The sequence below is a fragment of the Streptomyces crystallinus genome, from assembly GCF_039521265.1.
Taxonomy (GTDB): domain Bacteria; phylum Actinomycetota; class Actinomycetes; order Streptomycetales; family Streptomycetaceae; genus Streptomyces; species Streptomyces crystallinus.
The window spans coordinates 361757-378746 of the sequence record NZ_BAAACA010000006.1; the positions used below are offsets into that span (position 1 = coordinate 361757).

At 72.7% G+C, this 16990-nt stretch carries 16 protein-coding genes; 7 read left to right on the plus strand and 9 right to left on the minus strand.

Translation table 11 applies throughout. The features are described 5' to 3' along the window. Positions 1 to 34: 34 nt before the first annotated feature. On the plus strand, positions 35 to 1399 hold the full coding sequence (locus tag ABD236_RS05540; RefSeq protein ID WP_344070732.1) for a GH1 family beta-glucosidase: 1365 nt from the start codon (positions 35 to 37) through the stop codon (positions 1397 to 1399). A 19-nt stretch (positions 1400 to 1418) separates the two neighbouring features. Here ABD236_RS05540 and ABD236_RS05545 read toward each other — a convergent pair whose 3' ends face one another. Together ABD236_RS05545 and ABD236_RS05550 are read right to left on the minus strand one after the other, a co-directional pair. Continuing rightward, positions 1419 to 1889 carry an NUDIX hydrolase gene (locus tag ABD236_RS05545; protein WP_344070734.1) on the minus strand — a complete coding sequence of 157 codons (471 nt, stop codon included), beginning with the start codon at positions 1887 to 1889 and terminating at the stop codon, positions 1419 to 1421. Between the two features lie 90 nt (positions 1890 to 1979). Continuing rightward, positions 1980 to 2756 (minus strand): GNAT family N-acetyltransferase, encoded by a 777-nt coding sequence (locus tag ABD236_RS05550; RefSeq protein ID WP_344070736.1) that lies wholly within the window; start codon positions 2754 to 2756, stop codon positions 1980 to 1982. A 145-nt stretch (positions 2757 to 2901) separates the two neighbouring features. On the opposite strand from ABD236_RS05550, the gene ABD236_RS05555 reads away from it, so the two are divergent. Continuing rightward, the gene (locus ABD236_RS05555; protein ID WP_344070738.1) at positions 2902 to 4035 is read left to right on the plus strand and encodes a sensor histidine kinase; all 1134 of its coding nucleotides are present in this window, start codon (positions 2902 to 2904) and stop codon (positions 4033 to 4035) included. Positions 4036 to 4083: 48 nt separating this feature from the next. After that, positions 4084 to 4752: a response regulator gene (locus ABD236_RS05560; protein ID WP_344070740.1), complete on the plus strand. Its 669-nt coding sequence runs from the start codon at positions 4084 to 4086 to the stop codon at positions 4750 to 4752. Positions 4753 to 4764: 12 nt separating this feature from the next. Here ABD236_RS05560 and ABD236_RS05565 read toward each other — a convergent pair whose 3' ends face one another. The 6 genes from ABD236_RS05565 to dhaK all read right to left on the minus strand — a co-directional run bounded on the left by ABD236_RS05565 (position 4765) and on the right by dhaK (position 10186). Further along, positions 4765 to 5199, minus strand: a complete 435-nt coding sequence (locus tag ABD236_RS05565) for a MarR family winged helix-turn-helix transcriptional regulator (protein WP_344070742.1) — start codon at positions 5197 to 5199, stop codon at positions 4765 to 4767. 121 nt (positions 5200 to 5320) lie between these two features. Beyond that, positions 5321 to 5872, minus strand: a complete 552-nt coding sequence (locus ABD236_RS05570; RefSeq protein WP_344070744.1) for a PadR family transcriptional regulator — start codon at positions 5870 to 5872, stop codon at positions 5321 to 5323. 44 nt (positions 5873 to 5916) lie between these two features. Next, positions 5917 to 7938, minus strand: a complete 2022-nt coding sequence (locus ABD236_RS05575) for an oxidoreductase (protein ID WP_344070746.1) — start codon at positions 7936 to 7938, stop codon at positions 5917 to 5919. Positions 7939 to 8131: 193 nt separating this feature from the next. Continuing rightward, positions 8132 to 8551 (minus strand): PTS-dependent dihydroxyacetone kinase phosphotransferase subunit DhaM, encoded by a 420-nt coding sequence (locus tag ABD236_RS05580; RefSeq protein ID WP_344070748.1) that lies wholly within the window; start codon positions 8549 to 8551, stop codon positions 8132 to 8134. Further along, a complete protein-coding gene (dhaL, locus tag ABD236_RS05585; protein ID WP_344070750.1) occupies positions 8548 to 9144 on the minus strand; it encodes a dihydroxyacetone kinase subunit DhaL in 597 nt (198 codons plus the stop codon). Before dhaL ends, ABD236_RS05580 begins: the two co-directional genes overlap by 4 nt. 49 nt (positions 9145 to 9193) lie before the next feature. Further along, positions 9194 to 10186: a dihydroxyacetone kinase subunit DhaK gene (gene dhaK / locus ABD236_RS05590; protein WP_344070752.1), complete on the minus strand. Its 993-nt coding sequence runs from the start codon at positions 10184 to 10186 to the stop codon at positions 9194 to 9196. 179 nt (positions 10187 to 10365) lie between these two features. Here dhaK and ABD236_RS05595 point away from each other — a divergent pair, with 179 nt between their 5' ends. Both ABD236_RS05595 and ABD236_RS05600 read left to right on the plus strand, forming a co-directional pair. Continuing rightward, complete coding sequence (locus ABD236_RS05595; RefSeq protein ID WP_344070754.1) at positions 10366 to 11982, plus strand: adenosine deaminase; 1617 nt, start codon at positions 10366 to 10368, stop codon at positions 11980 to 11982. 42 nt (positions 11983 to 12024) lie between these two features. Beyond that, positions 12025 to 13068, plus strand: a complete 1044-nt coding sequence (locus ABD236_RS05600; RefSeq protein WP_344070757.1) for a trypsin-like serine peptidase — start codon at positions 12025 to 12027, stop codon at positions 13066 to 13068. A 244-nt stretch (positions 13069 to 13312) separates the two neighbouring features. Here the strand turns inward: ABD236_RS05600 and ABD236_RS05605 are convergent, their stop codons facing one another. Beyond that, the gene (locus ABD236_RS05605; RefSeq protein ID WP_344070759.1) at positions 13313 to 14767 is read right to left on the minus strand and encodes a multicopper oxidase family protein; all 1455 of its coding nucleotides are present in this window, start codon (positions 14765 to 14767) and stop codon (positions 13313 to 13315) included. Between the two features lie 509 nt (positions 14768 to 15276). Here ABD236_RS05605 and ABD236_RS05610 point away from each other — a divergent pair. Then, positions 15277 to 15519: a hypothetical protein gene (locus ABD236_RS05610; RefSeq protein ID WP_344070761.1), complete on the plus strand. Its 243-nt coding sequence runs from the start codon at positions 15277 to 15279 to the stop codon at positions 15517 to 15519. A gap of 61 nt (positions 15520 to 15580) precedes the next feature. Next, on the plus strand, positions 15581 to 16828 hold the full coding sequence (locus ABD236_RS05615) for a flotillin family protein (RefSeq protein WP_344070763.1): 1248 nt from the start codon (positions 15581 to 15583) through the stop codon (positions 16826 to 16828). Positions 16829 to 16990: the final 162 nt, after the last annotated feature.

Below are 16990 nucleotides of genomic sequence, written 5' to 3' on the forward strand. Positions count from 1 at the left end.
GAGTCGTCAGACCGACTGCTGTGAAAGGACATCCGTGACCGAGCCCATCGACCTCGCCGCCCTCCCGGAGGACTTCGCCTGGGGCGTGGCCACCTCCGCGTACCAGATCGAGGGGGCCGTGGCCGAGGACGGCCGAGCCCCCTCGATCTGGGACACCTTCTCGCACACCCCGGGGAAGGTCGACGGCGGCCACCACGGCGACACCGCCTGCGACCACTACCACCGCTGGCGTGAGGACATCGCGCTGATGAAGGAGCTCGGCGTCACCTCGTACCGCTTCTCGCTCGCCTGGCCGCGCATCCTGCCGGGCGGCGACGGGCCGGTGAACCGGGCGGGCCTCGACTTCTACTCCCGCCTGGTCGACGCCCTGCTGGAGGCCGGGATCACCCCCAACGCCACGCTCTACCACTGGGACCTGCCCCAGGCCCTCCAGGACCGGGGCGGCTGGCCCGCCCGGGAGACCGCCGAGCACTTCGCCGCGTACGCCGAGGTCGCGGCCAAGGCGCTCGGCGACCGCGTCCCGCTGTGGGCCACCCTCAACGAGCCGCTCTGCTCGGCCTGGATCGGCCACCTCGAAGGGCGGATGGCCCCGGGCCTGAGCGACATCACGGCCGCCGTCCGCGCCTCCTACCACCTGCTGCTGGGCCACGGACTGGCCACCCGGGCGCTGCGCGCCGCGGCCCCCGGCGCCCAGGTCGGCATCGTCAACAACCTCTCGACCGTCGAGCCCGCCTCCGCGTCCCGGGCCGACCTCGCCGCCGCCCGCCGGGCCGACGGCCACACCAACCGCTGGTGGCTCGACCCGGTGCACGGCCGGGGCTTCCCCGCCGACATGCGGGAGGTGTACGGGGTCGACCTGCCCGAGCGCCCCGGCGACCTCGACGCCATCGCCGAGCCGCTCGACTGGCTGGGCCTCAACTACTACTTCGGGGTGCGTGTCGCCGACGACCCGCACGGCCCCCACCCGTTCGCCCGCCAGGTCCCGCGCCCCGGGCTGCCGCGCACCGGCATGGACTGGGAGATCGACGCGAGCGGCATCGAGGCCCTGCTGACGCGGCTGACCGACGACTACGGGGCGCGCCGCCTCTACGTCACCGAGAACGGCTCGGCCTACCCCGACACCGTACGGCCCGACGGCACGGTCCACGACCCCGAGCGCGTCGCGTACCTGCGCGCACACCTGGCGGCATGCGCCCGCGCCGCCCGCGGGGGCGCCCCGCTCGCCGGGTACTACGCCTGGTCGCTCCTGGACAACTTCGAGTGGGCGTACGGCTACGACAAGCGGTTCGGCCTGGTGCACGTCGACTACGCCACCCAGAAGCGCACGGTCAAGGGCAGCGGCCGCCACTACGCCGAGATCATCGCGGGCCACCGCCGCCGCGCCCCGCGCGCGGCCTGACCGGCCGGGGCCGGCCCGCTCAGGAGCCCCGCAGATGCTCGGCCAGCCGTTCAAGGAAGACGCGTTGCCCGGCCACCAGCCGGGGCGACGCCTCCTCGGGCGCGAGCCAGGCGAACCGGTCCATCTCGGGGAACTCCCGCTGCACGCCCGAGCCCCGGGGCCACTCCATGGTGAAGGTGCCGGGGACCACGCCCGTCAGATCGAGGTCGGCCTCCAGCGTCCAGACGGCGACCACCTTGCCGTTGGCCTGCCGCGCCTCCCCGAGCGGCACCGGGGTGCCCTCGGGGGCGGGCAGCCCCAGCTCCTCCTCGAACTCGCGCAGCGCCGCCGCCTGCGGCAGCTCCTGTGGGCCGTACTCGCCCTTGGGGATCGACCAGGCGGCCTCGTCCCGGCCGGCCCAGAACGGGCCGCCCATGTGTCCGATCAGCACTTCGACGCCGGTCGGTGCGGTCCGGTGGAGCAGGAGACCCGCGCTGCGTTTCACGGCCATGGCGACCAGTGTGCTGGCTGATCGGGCCCTGGCGGTAGGGCCCGGGACGTCGCTGGGCCCGGCGTCACCCGGACAGGCCAGCGGGCCCCGCTACGGCCGACGGACGTACGGCGTGGTCGTGCTCAGCCGGACGAAGCCCAGGCGGCGCAGGATGGGCTCGCTCTGGTCGGAGGCGTCGACCTGGAGGAAGCGGTAGCCCCGCTCGACCGCGACGCGGGCGCGGTAGGAGACGAGGGCCCGGTAAATACCCCGGCCGCGCCACGCCTCGGCGGTGCCGCCGCCCCAGAGCCCGGCGAACTCGGTACCGGGGAGCAGCTCCATCCGGGCCGCGCTCACCGGCACCCCGTCCGCCAGCGCCACCACCGCGACCAGGGTCTCGGGCGCCTCGGCGAGCTGGAGCCCGATGCGCCGGGCGAGCCGGGAGGCGTCCTTGCCGAACGCCTGCTCGTGCGCGTCCTTCATCAGCGCGACCCCGGCCGCGTCCGTCACCGGCACCAGCTCGACACCCTCGGGAAGGTCCGGCACGCCCAGCTGGTCCTTGGCCTCGGCCACCATCAGGGCCTCGGCGGGCTCCGCCGTGAACCCGGCGGCGAGCAGCCGTTCACCGAGGTCGGCCGGGGTGTCGTGGGCGTACAGCTTCCACTCGAACTCGCGCCCCAGCGAGGCGAAGTGCCGTACCTGCCCGGCGATCTCGCGGTCGGCGCCGCTCTCGTCGAGGTCCGACCAGAGGACGCCGTTCCAGACGGGATCGGGCCCCACATGGCGTACGACCCCGCCCACCCGCTCGATCCGGGAGCCGGGGCCGTCCGGCGGGGAGTTCTCGCGCATCTGCCGGTCGAACAGGGCCAGTACGTCGTCGTTGTCCATGCGCTCACTCCAGCACCGGCGGACGGCTGTGACAAACGGGTTTCGGACCGCTGCGGAAGGAGTGGGTCCGGCTACAACTTCCGCGGTAGTGGGTGCACCGCGACTGGTTGACGCCGCGCGTCTGACCTGCATCTAAGCTGCGGTAATGCGGATCCGCCCCGTTGCCGCCGACGTTCTCGTCGCGCTGGCACAGACGTGTGTCGCCGTGCTGCTGGGACGGGAGGCTTCGAGCCAGGGGCAACCCCCGCTCGACCTGGTCGGATACGCGCTCGCCGTGGTCATCAACATGGCGTGCGCCTTCCGTTCCAAGGCGCCGGTGGGGGTCTGCGGCTTCGTCATCGCGACCTGGACGCTCTACATCGCGCTGGGGAACTGGCCGGTCGTCGGCAGCTACGGCGGCATGATCGCCTGCTATACGGTCGCCGCCACCCGCCCCGCCCGGATCTCCGGGACCTGCGCGGCCGTCCTCGGCGCGGTCTGGCTGTTCGCCGGGTTCCGGGTCGGCAGCAACGCCATGCCGTCCGTGGTCGTCCAGTCCCTCGCGGTGCCCGCCGTGGTCTGGCGGTTCGGCCGGGTGGCGCGCCGCTCCAGCAAGCTAGCCGAACAGCTGGCCAAGGAGCAGGAGGCCCGGGCCAGACGTGAGGTGGCGGAGGAACGCGGCCGAATCGCCCGGGAGTTGCACGACATCATCGCCCACCACATGTCGGTGATCTCGGTCCAGTCGGGGCTGGCGCGGTTCGTCTTCGAGTCCGATCCGGCCACCGCGCGCGGCGCGCTGGGCACGATATCGGCCACCAGCCAGGAGGCCCTGGAGGAGCTGCGGCGGATGCTGCACGTGCTGCGCGCCGAGGACCTCGACGGCGAGCCGTCGGCCCCGATGCCGGGCCTCGCGCGGCTGTCGGACGTGGTGGAGCGGCTGCGGGCCGGGGGTCTGCCGGTGGAGCTGAGGGTGCTGGGGGAGCAGCGGACACTCGCGCCCGGTGTGGACCTGTGCGCGTACCGGGTGGCTCAGGAGGCGCTCACCAACGTCCTGAAACACGCGCCCGGCGCCCGGACGACCGTGGAAGTCTCCTATCAGCGGAACCATGTCTCACTCGCCGTCGTGAACGAGAGTACGAGAGCGAATCCGGTCGCCGACCGATCGGGTGGCGGACATGGGTTGATCGGGATGCGGGAACGGGCCAAGCTCTACGGCGGCACGATCAGCACAGGCCCGAGGAGCGGGGGCGGCTTCGAGGTCCGGCTGCTGCTGCCGACCTCGGCCCAGCCGACCGCCTGACCGGGGCCGTATGACAGACCGTACGACACAGGGGGAAGACGCGCTGCGATGACCAGGGCACTCGTGGTCGACGACCAGTTCCTCGTCCGGGCCGGTCTGGTCGCGCTGCTGCGGGCGGCGGGCATCGACGTCGTCGGGGAGGCGAGCGACGGCGAGGAGGCGGTCGCGCAGGCGGCGCGGACCCGCCCCGATGTGATCCTGATGGACATCCGGATGCCGGGGATGAGCGGGATCGCCGCCACCGAGCGGATCCTGGCGCAGGCGGAGGATCCGGCGCCGCGCATCCTGATCCTGACCACGTTCGACCTCGACGAGTACGTGTACTCGGCGCTGCGGGCCGGTGCGTCCGGGTTCCTGCTCAAGGACGCGGGGCCGGAGCGGCTGCTCACCGCGGTCGCGGCGGTGGGCGGCGGTGACACCCTCTTCGCGCCGAGCGTCACCCGGCGGCTCGTGGAGTCCTTCGCGCGGCCCGCCGAGTGCTCCCCGCACCTGTCGTCGGACCTGGAGGCGCTCACCGCCCGGGAGACCGAGGTCCTCAAGCTCACCGCGCGCGGACTGTCGAACCTGGAGATCTCCGACCACCTCTTCATCAGCGAGGCGACCGTCAAGACCCATCTGAACCGGGCCATGAGCAAACTGGACCTGGCCAGCCGGGCCCAGGCGGTGGTGCTCGCGTACGAGTCGGGTCTGGTCACCCCCGGCGGGGGCGGCCGCTGACCGCGCGCGGGCTCAGCTGAAGTCGGCGGCGGCGCTGTTGTAGCGGAGCAGATAGGCGGCGAACCGGTCGAGGTCGGCCTCCTCCCAGTCCGCGAGGCGCTCGTGGAAGGCGTGCCGGCGCAGCACCGCCGCCTCGGCGAGCTTCTCGGTGCCGGCGGCGGTCAGATGCAGCAGCTGGATGCGGTGGTCGGCCGGGTCGGTGCGGCGCTCGATGAACCCCAGCTTCTCCAGGGCCGCGATCTGCCGGCTGATCGTCGACTTGTCGAGCATGTAGTACGCGGCGAGGTCGGTCGCGCGGCACCCCTGCTGGTCCTCCATGTGGGACAGCAGCGTGAAGGAGACCAGGGACAGCTCCGGGTGCATCCGCGCGGCGGCGGCCCGGGCGCGGCGGGCGAACGCGGTGAGCTCCCGCTGGATGGTGGTGACCGACTGGTCTCGGCTGGGCACGGCTGGTCCTCTCACTGGCTAGTTGTAGAATACAACGCCAGTAGGGGCGGCGCTCCTGCGCCACTCCGGCAGCCGGGTCCCACTCCGTCCCGGTATCCCTGCGCCCCTCTCCGTTCCGGTCTCACTCCGCCCCGGTCCCGCTCTCCCCGTCCACCGTCTCCAGTGCCTGTGTCAGCCAGCGGATCCAGAACGTCTCCAGTTCGATGCCGCCGCGCAGCACGAGATGGCGCAGCCGGTCCTGCTCGCTGTCGCGCTCCGGCGGGAAGTCCCGCCGCTCGATTCCCTCGTACAGCTCCAACTGCCGCTCGTGCAGGGCGAGATGGCGGCGCAGCTCGGCGGGGAGGCCCGCCGTGCCGACCACCGCCGCCGCCCGCACCCGCAGCAGCAGCGGATCCCGCATGGCGCGCGGGTCCTGCCCGGCGGACGCCCACGCGGCGAGCTCCGCCTGGCCCGCGGGCAGGACCTCGTACTCCTTCTTCTGGCCGCGCGCCGGCGTCTCGGACGGCAGCGCGCGGATGGCACCCGACTGCTCCAGCTTGCCCAGCTCGCGATAGATCTGCTGGTGCGTCGCCGACCAGAAGAAGCCGAACGACTTGTCGAACCGGCGGGTCAGCTCAAGCCCCGACGAGGGCTTTTCGAGCAGAGCGGTCAGGATCGCGTGCGGGAGGGACATGGACGCATCCTAGGTTCCGCCGGGCGAGGCCGGTCCGACAGGTCTCAGAGGGCCGCCGCCAGCCTGGTGCCCTGGTCGATGGCGCGCTTGGCGTCCAGTTCGGCGGCCACGTCCGCGCCCCCGATCAGATGCACGGTGGCGCCCGCCGCCGTCAGCTCCTCGAACAGGTCGCGGCGCGGCTCCTGCCCCGCGCACAGCACGACGGTGTCCACCGGCAGCACGGTGGAGGTGCCGTCGACGGTGATGTGCAGCCCGGCGTCGTCGACGCGGTCGTAGCTGACGCCCGCCACCATGGTCACGCCCCGGTGCTTCAGTTCGGTGCGGTGGATCCACCCCGTGGTCTTGCCGAGGCCCGCGCCGACCTTGGAGGTCTTGCGCTGGAGCAGGTGCACCGCGCGCGGCGGCTTGGGCCGCTCGGGCGCGCGCAGCCCGCCGCGCTCGCCGTAGGAGGTGTCGACGCCCCACTGCCGGAAGTACGTCTCGGGGTCCAGGCTCGCCGCGTCGCCGCCGTCGGTGAGGAACTCGGCCACGTCGAAGCCGATGCCGCCCGCACCGACGATCGCGACCCGCTCGCCGACCGGCGCGCCGTCGCGCAGCACGTCCAGGTAGGTGACGACACTGGGGTGGTCGGAGCCGGGGATCTCGGGGCTGCGGGGCGTCACACCGGTGGCGACGACCACCTCGTCGTAGCCGCCCGAGGTGAGCTCCTCGACGGTGGCGGTGGTGTTCAACCGGACGTCCACGCCGCGCAGTTCGAGCTGCGTACGGTAGTAGCGCAGGGTCTCGTCGAACTCCTCCTTGCCCGGGACGCGCTTGGCGATGTTCAGCTGGCCGCCGATCTCCGCCGCCGCGTCGAACAGGGTGACCGCGTGGCCGCGCTCGGCCGCCGAGACCGCGAACGCCAGCCCGGCCGGGCCCGCGCCGACCACGGCGAGGCTCTTGCGGCGCTTGGTGGGGGAGAGGACCAGCTCGGTCTCGTGGCAGGCGCGCGGGTTGACCAGGCAGGAGGTGATCTTCCCGCTGAAAGTGTGGTCGAGGCAGGCCTGGTTGCAGCCGATGCAGGTGTTGATGGTCTCCGAGCGCCCGGCGGCGGCCTTGGCGACGAACTCCGGGTCGGCCAGGAACGGCCGCGCCATCGACACCATGTCCGCCCGGCCCTCGGCGAGCAACCGCTCCGCCACCTCCGGGGTGTTGATGCGGTTGCTGGTGATCAGCGGGATGGAGACCGACCCCATCAGCTTCTTGGTCACCCAGGTGTAGGCGCCGCGCGGCACCGAGGTCGCGATGGTCGGGATCCGGGCCTCGTGCCAGCCGATGCCGGTGTTGATCAGGGTCGCCCCGGCCGCCTCGACGGCCTTCGCCAGCGTGACGACCTCCTCCAGGGTGGAGCCGCCGGGCACCAGGTCCAGCATGGAGAGCCGGTAGATCAGGATGAAGTCCGCGCCGACGCGCTCGCGGGTGCGGCGCACGATCTCGACGGGGAAGCGCATCCGGTTCTCGTAACCACCGCCCCAGCGGTCGGTGCGCCGGTTCACGGCGCCCGCGATGAACTCGTTGATCAGATAGCCCTCGGAGCCCATGATCTCGACGCCGTCGTAGCCCGCCGACTTGGCCAGCTCGGCCGCGCGCACGAAGTCCTCGACGGTCTGCTCGACCTCGTCGTCGGTCAGGGCGTGCGGTACGAAGGGGCTGATCGGGGCCTGGATCGCGCTCGGCGCCACCAGGTCCTGGTGGTAGGCGTACCGGCCGAAGTGCAGGATCTGCATCGCGATCCGGCCGCCCGCCGCGTGCACCGCGTCGGTGACCGTGCGGTGCTGGGCCGCCTCCGCCTCGGTGGTGAGCTTGGCGCCGCCCTCGTACGGGCGGCCCGCGTCGTTCGGGGAGATACCGCCGGTGACCATGAGGCCGACCCCGCCGCGCGCCCGCTCGGCGTAGAAGGCCGCCATCCGCTCGAACCCGTTCTCGGCCTCTTCGAGCCCGATGTGCATGGACCCCATCAGCACCCGGTTGGGCAGGGTGGTGAAGCCGAGGTCGAGGGGGCTCAGCAGGTGGGGGTAGTCGCTCATCGGGGGGCCTCCGGATACGGCGGTGTCGTCAGCTCCAGTTGTAGAGCACGGAGAGCGGTTGTGCAACAAGTTGCATAAAGGCGTGGGCCGGGGCTCACGTCTCGGCGCCCGCGTCCGGCGCGCGCCGAGCCCGGCAGGACGTGCGAGGGCCCGGCGGGAGTCTCCCGCCGGGCCCTCGCCGCTGTGCCGCGGCTCACACCTTCCGGTAGCCGTACGCCTCCGAGGCAGCCGCCTCCACCGCGTCCAGCGGAGCCCCGGCCGAGGCGGACACCACGGCCGCCACCGCGCCCTCGACGAAGGGCGCGTCGATCAGCCGGGTCCCGGGCGGCAGCTCGTCGCCCTCGGCGAGCAGCGCCTTCACGGTGAGCACCGCGCTGCCCAGGTCCACCAAGACCGCCACCCCCGCGCCCCGGTCGACGCTCGCCGCCGCCCGGGCGATCAGCTCGGAGCTGGTGCCGAGGCCGCCGTCGGGGGTGCCGCCCGCGGCCGCCACCGGGGCGGTCGCCCCGCCGCCTGCGAGGCCGGTCGCGAGCGCGGCGACGGCGGCGGCGACCTCCGCGCTGTGCGAGACGAGCACCACCCCGACGAGCCCGTCGGCGCCGCCCGCGCTCACGCGGCGGCCTCCGCCAGCGCCTCGACGAGCAGCGCGGCCGAGGTCGCGCCCGGGTCCTGGTGCCCGATCGAGCGCTCGCCCAGATAGCTGGCCCTGCCCTTGCGGGCCTGGAGCGGCACGGTCGCCAGCGCCCCGGCCCGCGCCGCCTCGCCCGCCGCCGCGAACGACTCCCCGAGCGCCTCGACGGCCGGGAGCAGCGCGTCCAGCATCGTCTTGTCCCCGGCGACGGCCCCGCCGAGCTGCGCCACCGCCGCCACGCCCTCGCCCAGCGCCGCCGCGAACTCCTCCCGGCTCACCTCGGCCCGGTCCCCGAGGGCCTTGCCGGTACGGCGCAGCAGCGTCCCGTACAGCGGTCCGGAGGCGCCGCCCACGGTCGAGATCAACTGCCGTCCGGCGAGGGCGAGTACGCCGCCGGGGGTGTCCGGGGCCTCCTTCTCCAGCACGGCCGTGACGGCGGTGAAGCCGCGCTGGAGGTTGGCGCCGTGGTCGGCGTCACCGATGGCCGAGTCCAGTTCGGTCAGCCGCGCCGCCTCCCGGTCCACGGCCGAGGCCGTCGCGGTCATCCAGCGGCGGAAGAAAGCAGCATCGAGCACGAGCACTCCTCGGGGGTACGGATCGGTCGTACGGGGCGGGGGCACCGGCTCAGCAGCCCCACCGCAGCGCGGGCGTGGACACCGGCGCGTCCCACAGCCGCAGCAGCTCCTCGTCGGCCTGGCACAGCGTCACCGAGCAGCCCGCCATGTCGAGGGAGGTCACATAGTTGCCCACCAGGGTGCGCGCCACCGGGACGCGCCGCTCGGCCAGCACCCGGTGCACCTCGGCGTTGAACCCGTACAGCTCCAGGAGCGGTGTCGCTCCCATGCCGTTGACGAGCAGCAGCACGGGGCTGGACGGCTTCAGGTCCTCCAGGACGGCGTCCACGGCGAAGTCCGCGATCTCCCGGGAGGTCATCATGGCCCGCCGCTCCCGGCCCGGCTCGCCGTGGATGCCGACGCCGAGCTCCAGCTCGCCGGGCGGCAGGTCGAAGGTCGGGCCGCCCTTGGCGGGCGTGGTGCAGGCGCTGAGCGCCACGCCGAAGCTGCGTGAACTCGCGTTCACCCGGCGGGCGATCGCCTCGACCCGCTCCAGGGACGCGCCCTCCTCGGCGGCCGCGCCCGCGATCTTCTCCACGAAGAGGGTGGCCCCGGTGCCGCGCCGCCCGGCGGTGTAGAGGCTGTCGGTCACGGCGACGTCGTCGTCGACGAGCACCTTGGCGACCTGGACGCCCTCGTCCTCGGCGAGCTCCACCGCCATGTCGAAGTTGAGCACGTCACCGGTGTAGTTCTTCACGACGAACAGCACCCCGGCCCCGCTGTCCACGGCGGCCGCGGCCCGCACCATCTGGTCCGGCACCGGCGAGGTGAACACCTCGCCCGGACACGCGGCGGCGAGCATCCCGCGCCCCACGAACCCGCCGTGCAGCGGCTCGTGCCCCGACCCGCCCCCGGACACCAGCCCCACCTTCCCGGCGAGCGGCGCGTCCCGCCGTACGACCACCCGGTTCTCCACGTCGACGGTCAGCTCGGGATGCGCGGCAGCCATCCCGCGCAGCGCGTCCGCCACGACCGTCTCGGCCACGTTGATCAGCATCTTCATGGACGTTCTCCTTCCCTTCGGCGTACGGCGCAGAACGCGGATCACCGTAGTCACGGGCGGCTCCCCGGCCCGGGACGACCGCCGCGTGTCGGCCACTCGGGTGTCCGGCGGGCACGGGTCGGGTGGTTGCGGTGCGGTGCCCGTGAGTATGGGGGCCGGGAGCGGGAGAGGGACAGGGTATGCGGAAGACAGTGCGCGCGCGGTGGTGGCCGGCGCTGGCCGGGACGGCGGCCCTGGGGCTGGCCGTCGGGTCGGGTCCGGTGGCCGCCGCCGGGTCCGGCCAAGCCTGGGGGAGTCAGGGCGCGGCGGCCGAACTGCCGGGGGCACAGCTGGAGTTGGAGCGTGCCGCCCGCAGCCCGGGGGAGCTCGCCGGGCTGCTGCGCGAGCTGCCCAAGGGCGGCGACCTGCACCACCATCTGGGTGGCGCGGTCCGCCCGGAGTCGCTCCTCACCTATGCCGCCCGCGACCGCAAGTGCGTGGACACCACCACGTACGTCGTCTCCCCGCGGCCGTGTGCCTCGGGGCAGCGGCCCGCCCAGGACGCCGTGCGGCCCGGCCCGTTCCACGACGAGGTCGTCCGGGCCTGGTCGATGCTCGGCTTCGTCCTGCCGCCGGACGGCGACCCGCAACCCGGCCACGACCACTTCTTCGCGACCTTCGGGAAGTTCGCCGAGGCCGAGACGGGTCACGACGCGGACATGCTGGCAGAGGTGGCCCGCGACGCCGCACGGGAGCGGACCGCGTATGTGGAGACGCTGGTGACCGTGGCGGCCGAGCCGCTGCGGCGGCTGGTCGACCGGCTGCATCCGGCGGACCCGGGGCCGTCCGGTCTGGCGGAGTTCCACCACACCCTGACCCGGGACCGCCGGTTCCAGCGGATCGTGCGGGAGGCCGCCGCCGCGTACGACGAGAGCTTCACGCGCTACCGCACCCTCCTCGGCTGCGGCCGTGTGCCCGCCCCGGCGGCCTGTTCCGTCGTCATCCGCTTCGACTACCAGGTCGGCCGCGCCCAGCCCGCCCGCCACGTCTTCGCCCAGCAGATCCTCGGCTTCGAGCTCGCCCGCCGCCGGCTCGGCCATGTCGTCGGCGTCAACATGGTCCAGCCCGAGGACGCGCCGATCGCGCTGCGGGACTACACCCGGCACATGAGGATGATCGGCTTCCTGAAGTCCCGCTCCCCGACCGTGCACGTCAGCCTGCACGCGGGTGAGCTGGTCGAGGGGCTGAACGGCGTCACCGGCCGCGATCTCACCTTCCATATCGCCCAGGCCGTCGACCTGGCCGGGGCCGAGCGTGTCGGCCACGGTGTCGACCTCGTCCACGAGCGCGACCACCGGGCGCTGGCGGCCCGGATGCGCCGGCGGCACGTCCTCGTCGAGGCGCCCCTGATCAGCCACGCCCAGATCCTCCGCGTCACGGGCGAGCGCCACCCCCTGCACACCTATCTCGACGCCGGTGTGCCGCTCGCCCTGGCCACCGACGACCCGGGTGTCAGCCACAGCACCCTCACCGACGTCTACCGGCTGGGCGTCACCGACCAGGGCCTCGGCATCGAGGACTTGCGCACCTCCGCGCGCGCCTCGCTGGACCACGCCTTCGTCGAGGGGGCCAACCTGTGGCGGGAGCAGGACCGGTACGACACCTTCGCCGCGCCCTGCCGCGCCGACGTCCCCGCCCCGGACCGCGCGCCCGGTGCCGGGTGCCGGGCGTTCCTCGCCGCCAGCCCCAAGGCAGCCCTCCAGTGGCGGCTGGAGGCGGACTGGCGGGCCTTCGAGCGCCGCTGCGCACGCCGCTGAGCCTCACCGGCATACCGGGACGATTCAGGCAGAATGCCGCCCATGACTCTCACCACGCGGCGGTCCCGGCGGCTACGGCCGCGGCCGGTGCTGCGGCTGGGGCTCGCCGCCGCAGCCTCGGGGGCACTCCTGCTGACCGGCCCGACCCCCGCCGACGCGGCGCACGCGCCCGGCACGGGACGTACGGGAGAAGAGGCGGCGGCCGACGGCTGGTCGGACGCCGACGTCCTCGGCTTCTGGACCGAGGAGCGCATCGCCTCCGCCACCGACCCCGCGCGCCCCGGCCCGGACGGCGACCCCGGCGGCGCCCCCGGGCCCCCGGCCGCCGGGCCCGGTATGCCGAGCGCCGAGCACATCCCCGGGATCCCCTCCGTCGGCGTCCTGTTCACCTCCGCGGGCCCCGACCCGACGACCGGGGAGATGCGCGCGCACAAGTGCTCGGCGAGCGTGGTGGAGAGCAGCGGGAACGACCTCGTCCTGACGGCGGGCCACTGCGCGGGCGGGCGGGCCGTGTTCGTCCCGCTCTACCGTTCGCGCGCCGCGCTGGCCGACCAGCCGTACGGGTTCTACCGGGTCACCGACTGGTATGTGGACGACCAGTACGTGCGCAACAGCAAGCGGGCCGTCTCCGACCTGGACTACGCCTTCGGCCGGCTGGCGCCCTCGCCCGACGGCAGGGACGCGCAGGACGCCGTCGGGGCCAACCGCCTGGCCCCTACCCCCGGTTACCGCCAGGACGTGACGATGCTCGGCTACCCCCGGGTGGGACGCAACCCGGCGGACACACCGGTGCGCTGCTCGGCGCGGTCGGGGCAGCTGTCCGGGTTCCGGCAGATGCGGGTGGAGTGCGCCGGGATGTGGGGCGGCGTCTCCGGCGGTCCGTGGTTCTCCGACGTCGACTGGGACGCCGGGACCGGCGAGATCATCGGGAACGTCGGCGGCTACAACGGCGGCGGCATGGACGTCCCGGAGTCCGACCCCCGCTACCACCAGATCACCTACAGCCCCGTCTACGGCGACCGCTTCTTCCGGCTCTACGCCGACGCCAGGGAAGGGCGGCGGCCGCACTACGGCGCGTACCGATGAGCACGCTCGTACCGGTGAACGAGCCTGCGAGGGGCGGGAACTGGGCGGGCGGCGGGCGGAGCCGGAGAACCGGTCCGCCCGCCGCCCTGACCGCACCGCGGCCCGCTGCCATGGGTACCCTCCGGGCTGCCTGGCGGGGGCGCAGGAGCCAGCAGGGGGCGGGGTCACGACACGGCCGTACCTGGGGCGGGCGAGGGCGCCCCGGGAGGACTCCCGGTGGGCCCCCGCCGCTCGGCCGTGGGCGTCAGACGACTTCCATCGTCGCCATCATGCCCATCGCCGCGTGGTCGAACATGTGGCAGTGGTAGACGTACTTGCCGCGGTAGCCGGTGAAGGTGGCCTGCACCTTGATCTTCTCGCCCGGCATCAGCCGGACCGTGTCCTTGAGGCCGGCCTCGGGCCCGGACGTCACCGGGACGCCGTTGCGCTCCAGCACCCGGAACTGCACCAGGTGGATGTGGAAGTTGTGCGGCACCCGCTGGTTGACGTTGCTGACCGTCCACACCTCGGTGTCGCCGTACTTGATGGTGTTGTCGACGCGGGTGTGGTCGTAGACCTTCTCGTCGATGTACCCCATGCCGTCCGCGGAGTTCTCGTCCACCCGCAGCACGACGTTGCGGTTGACCGTCGGCGCGGGCAGCGCGGGCAGCGTCCGCAGCTTCGCCGGGACCCGGCTGTAGTCCGCCGCCGTGCGGGTCACCCGGAACTGGAGCACCGGCGTGGGAGGCACGCCCGCGGGCACGTTCTCCGTGTTGACGATCTCCACGTTGGTGCCCACCGGGTACTTGGAGAAGTCGATGACGACGTCGGCGCGCTCACCGGAGGTGATCGAGATCTTGTCGGTGGTCACCGGGGCCTCCAGCAGGCCGCCGTCGCCGCCGATCTGCTGGACGGTCGAGCCGTCCGACAGCTTCAGGGTGAGGAACCGCATGTTGGCCGTGTTGTACAGCCGGAAGCGGTACTTGCGCGCCGCGACCTCGAAGTACGGCCAGGCCTTGCCGTTGGCGAGGATGACGTTGCGGCCGCGGAAGTCGTTCATCTGGTAGATGAGCTGGCCGTTCTCGTCGAAGCGCGCGTCCCGGATCGCGATCGGGATGTCGTAGGCGCCCGACGGCAGCCCCAGCGCCTTCTCCGGCAGGTCCATCAGCGTGTAGAAGCCGGTCAGACCGCGGAAGACGTTCTCCGACTCGACGTGGTGCGCGTGGTCGTGGAACCACAGGTTCGCGTTGGGCTGGCTGTTGGGGTACGTGTAGGTCTTCTCGCCGCCCGGCTGGATGAGGTCCATCGGCGTGCCGTCGCTGGACTCCGGGACATGCCCGCCGTGCAGGTGGATCGAGGTCGGCGAGGGCAGGTTGTTCTTCTGGGTGACCACCACGCGGTGGCCCGAGCAGGCCTTGATCCACGGGCCGGGGAAGTACCCGTCGAAGGTGCGGACGGTCGTCTGCTTGCCCGGGATGATCTCGGTCTGGACTTCCTGCATCTCAAAGCTGTAGTACGCGGTGGTACCCGATATGCGGTCCGGCTTGGTGACCTCGGGAACCGGCATCTCCTGCGCGAACTTGGGGATGGTGGTCGGGTCGATGTCCGACGCCGTCTGTGCCTGCGCCTCGCTGCTCAGCGCCGGAAGCAGCAGTCCCGCGCCCCCCACGGCACCGGTGAGCGCGACGCCGGCCTTCATCGCATTTCTGCGTGTGATCATCAAGAACTCTCCCAGCGAGACATGCTGAGGACGCCCCCGCGGCGTCCTGGCAGTGATCGTTCGGGCGGCGTACGGGCATCCCCGCAGGCGCCGCCGGCCCGTCACGCGGCCCGGCGAGTGGGTCGGCTCGCCGCCGCCTGACCGGCAGTCCCGGGGAACAGCCCCACCTTGTTCATGAAGCTCGGCCTCGGGGTGTCACATGGTGCTTCCGGCGCCCTTCCGGGGTGGGGCCCGGCGCGGCGCGGTAGATCTTGGCTCAAGTCTCCTGGTGCCGCTCTGGCCGAACAAGACACTCTGGTTTCAGGGTTGTGTCAGATTTCGCAAATTACTTGCCAGTTGTGTAGGGGCTCTGGCATCCGAACGTCAGACTCCGTCAGGTACCCGAGGATGGGCTCCGCCAGGGGGTGGAGCTATCGTCGGAAGTCCGGATCGGTCGCACGTCCGGAACGCGTGGGCGGCCCCGGATCCTGGAGGGCCCGGCCCGTGGCTACGAGGGGGGCGGTCGGGGGATGGAGCAGGACGACGCCGTGATCGGCTGCACCGGCGAAGTGCTCGTCGGAACCCGCGGCTCCGGCGGACCCGGTGAGGTCCTGGTACGGGTGCGGGGCGGTTCGGAGACGTTCCTCGCCTGGTCCGAGGAGCCCCTGCCGCGCGGTGCGCGGATCCTCGTCGTCCAGTCGCGCGGCACGCGTCAGGTGGACGTCATCGAGTGGGCCGACCCGCTGGACGAGCTGGGCCTCGGCACCGGCTGAGAACCGTACGGCCCACGGGTCCGCTCAACAGCACAGCAAGCACAAGACAAGGGAGACCCCGATGTTCGGTTACCGCGTGCCCGCCCCCGACGAGGCGATGCTCATCTCGGGCGGCAGACGAGGTCTGGGAGGAGCGCCGTTCCGGGTGGTGACCGGCCACGGCAAGTTCGTGCTCCCCATCTTCCGCAAGACCCGCTTCCTCACCCTCGCCATGTGCGAGTCCGAGGTGACCGAGACCTGTGTGACCAAGCAGGGCATCGCGCTCACCGTACGGGCCGTCATCGCCTTCAAGGTCGGCAACGACACCGAGTCCATCGTCAACGCCGGTCAGCGCTTCCTCTCCGACCAGGACCAGATGTCGGTGCTCACCGGCCGGATCTTCGCCGGTCATCTGCGGGCGATCATCGGCTCGATGACCGTCGAGGAGATCGTCACCGAGCGCCAGAAGCTGGCCGCCGAGGTGCTCGACACCTCGAAGTCGGAGATGGCGAAGATCGGCCTGATCGTCGACTCGCTCCAGATCCAGTCGATCGACGACGGCGACACCGGCTACATCGCCGCGATGTCCGCCCCGCACAAGGCGGCCATCCAGCGCCAGGCCCAGATCGCCCAGGCCCAGGCCACCCAGGCCTCCGTCGAGGCCGAGCAGGCGGCCGCGCGCAACCAGGCGGAGTACGCCCGCCAGACCGCCATCGTCCAGGCCGAGTACTCGGCCGAGGTCGACCGCGCCCAGGCCAAGGCCGCCCAGGCCGGCCCGCTCGCCCAGGCCCACGCCCAGCAGGAGGTGCTGGCCGCCCAGACCGAACTGGCGCTGCGGCAGGCCAGGCTGCGCCAGCAGCAGCTGGTCGCCGAGATCGTCAAGCCCGCCGAGGCGGAGGCCGAGCGCATCCGGGTACTGGCCGTGGCCGAGGCCGAGCGGATGAAGATCCAGGCCGAGGCGGCGGCCTCCTACGACCGGGTCGCGCTCGACCGGATGCTGATCGACCAGCTGCCGCAGATCGTCAAGGAGGCCGCGGGCGGTCTCGCGGGCGCCAACGTCAACGTGCTCAACGGGGCCGACGGCCTCGGCGAGATCGCGGCGGGCCTGGTCGGCCAGGGCCTGACGATCCTCGACTCGGTCCGCCAGAACCTGAGCGGATCCGGCCAGGGGCAGGAGCGCCGCGACGGCTCCGCCAAGGGCGGCGGTCCGCTGGAGCTGCAGAGTTACCTCGGCGCTTCCGAGAAGCCCGCGCCACAGGAGGACGACTCCTCGGACGGGCGCGGCACCTCGCAGGCCAGAACCGGCGACGGCTCCGTCACGCTGGACTGATCGCGCCCCACCGGTCTTCGGGGCACGGATTGGTCAAGCGGCGCCCGATGAGGGTGAAGGGGGTGTCCTGCGGGTGAATCGTGCGCGAGGATGGGGTTATGACCGCGGCCCATCGCGCCATGGCCCAGTTGGAGACATGGCCGAATCTGGTAAGTGGCCCGC